Origin of the sequence: Rhodoferax sp. UBA5149 (assembly GCF_002413825.1) — a bacterium.
GTDB lineage: Bacteria > Pseudomonadota > Gammaproteobacteria > Burkholderiales > Burkholderiaceae_C > Rhodoferax.
Genome location: NZ_DHXT01000095.1, coordinates 1 through 2,177, shown reverse-complemented (window position 1 = coordinate 2,177; position 2,177 = coordinate 1). Strand labels below are relative to the sequence as shown.

Here is a 2,177-nt window from a genome sequence, read left to right as displayed (position 1 = left end):
CGCTTCTGTGGTCTTCATCTATGGTTCCGGTCGCCCTGAGCCTGTCGAAGGGCTGGGTAATCCGCTCATGCATGGGGCTTCGACAGGCTCAGCCCGAACGGGAATCAAGGTGCCAGGTAGCTTGCGAGCTTGTGGCTCAGGACGTCGGCCGCTTCAGTCCAGCCGACGGAAACCCCGATTGTAGAAAGGTCCACCGTTTGCAGCTGTGCATAGCCGCAGGGGTTGATGCGCGAGAAGGGTTCGAGGTCCATCGCCACATTGAGCGCCATGCCGTGGTAAGTGCAGTTGCGGCTGACCTTGAGCCCCAAGGCGGCGATTTTTCCCAGGCCTTCAAAATTGGGGTCGGATCCGGCCGCGAAGCGCAACGGCTCAGACCCTTTTTTTGCAGGCCGCTGCGCCAGCATGGCGTGGGAGCCCGGATCGCCCAGCCGCACGTAAATGCCGGGCGCGCCCGCCACCCGGTGCCCCGTGACGCCAAAAGCGGCAAGCGTGCGGATCACCGCCTCTTCAATCCGGTACACATATTCCTTGATGAAATAGCCGGCGCGCTTGAGGTCGATCAGCGGATACGCCACCACCTGGCCGGGGCCGTGGTAGGTGACTTGCCCGCCCCGGTTGGTTTGCACCACGGGGATATTGGCCGGGTTGAAAATATGCTCCGGTTTGCCCGCCAGCCCCTGTGTATAGACCGCAGGGTGCTCGCAAATCCATAGCACGTCGGGGGTCTCTGGCGTGCGCGCGGCGGTGAAGGCCTGCATCGCTTCATAAGTGGGCAGGTAGTCCACGCGGCCTAGTTTGTGGATTTCAATGCTCATTTATTTCAGCAAGGCGTCCAGTTGTCCCGACATGCCCACCCCGTCACGCTCTTTGGCAATTTGCCCGAAGAGGCAACGCCCCAGGCTTTTGCGCGCCCACAACTCGCCGATTTGTCGTTTTTCAATCTCATAGGGGTCATTCAACAAGTGCGCGCCTTTGTATTCGACCACGGCCACGCGCCCATCGACCAGTTCAGCCACAAAGTCCGGGAAAAATCGGCCTCGGGAGGTCGCCAGCGCAAAGCCGCAAGGCGCGGTGGTGAGGTTGCGAACCCATTGCTTAACCTTGGCGTGGTTGTCCAGCAACTGCGCACACAAGAACTCCTCGCCACCGTCCTTCAAATCCGCCTGCACCGGATAAAAATGCTTGTTGAACTGGTAGCGCCCACTGTAGCGCGACCCAGCGGGCACTGGATAGCGATTGGCTTCAAACACCAGCGGCCGGCTCCAGTCGGGCTCAATGTCCCAAGCCTCTTCCAGCACCAATTGCCGAAACTGGGTCTTGGCTGCCTTGTCTTTTAAATCACCAACCCGCGCCTCGATATCCTGCGCCAGTTTGAAGCGCGCCTTGGCCAGGGTCACCAGCGGTATGCCCCGCTCGTGGATCAAATGGCTGACCACCGCCGCAAAATAAACCGTCCGTTGTCCCAGCGTGAACTCAGGCAGCTTTTGAAACAAGGATTGGTCAAGCCAGCGCACCAGGTCATCCGCCGTGATGGTGCTGGAGCCATAGTCGAAGGCAATCTGGCTGGCGTCCGCGGCCCGCAGCTTGACGTGCGAGTCCTTCAAATAAATCTCAAAGGTGTTGGACTGCTCCACCACCTGAAAACCGGGCAACTGCACCGCTTCTGGCGTTAACAAATCCAGCTCGACAGCTTCCAGCACCGCCTCACGCTCCAGCGGCCAGAGCTGGCCTTGTGGTGTGCTTCGGTAGCCCAGCGTCGGAATCGGCGCAAAACGCTCGCCGCGCGACGCCGGGGCAGCTTGCGCCGCCACCAGCGCGTTGTGCTGCGCCACTTTGTCGCGCACCAGCTCTTGCTTCTTCGGGCCACGCACCTGGGCCATTAACAGCGCTTCAACTTCTGTGCCAATGTGCCCGGTGACCACCACCGCCTGTTCGCCGGCGATCTGCACAAACTCAACGCCTGGCACGGCCTGTAATTCGGGCGAGGCTGAAATCGCTACAAAATTAGTAGCTACTGGCGCAGGTGGTACGGGGGCTAGAGCATGATTTTCATCAAAAAGTGGCAATACCGACTGCTGCACCACCATGGACGCTACATCCAAAGCCTCGAACCCCATGTTGTTGATCAAGCGGTCCGCCAGCTCATGGGCGGCGGTAGAAAACTTGGCCTCGCAGAC

At 60.0% G+C, this 2,177-nt stretch carries 1 protein-coding gene and 1 pseudogene; both read right to left on the bottom strand.

Going from position 1 to position 2,177, the window contains the following annotated elements:
• Positions 1-104: 104 nt before the first annotated feature.
• Positions 105-815 carry a lipoyl(octanoyl) transferase LipB gene (lipB, locus tag B3V69_RS08125; protein ID WP_296445468.1) on the bottom strand — a complete coding sequence of 237 codons (711 nt, stop codon included), beginning with the start codon at positions 813-815 and terminating at the stop codon, positions 105-107.
• Positions 816-2,177 (bottom strand): annotated as a pseudogene (locus B3V69_RS08120) (type III restriction endonuclease subunit R); the annotation flags it as partial.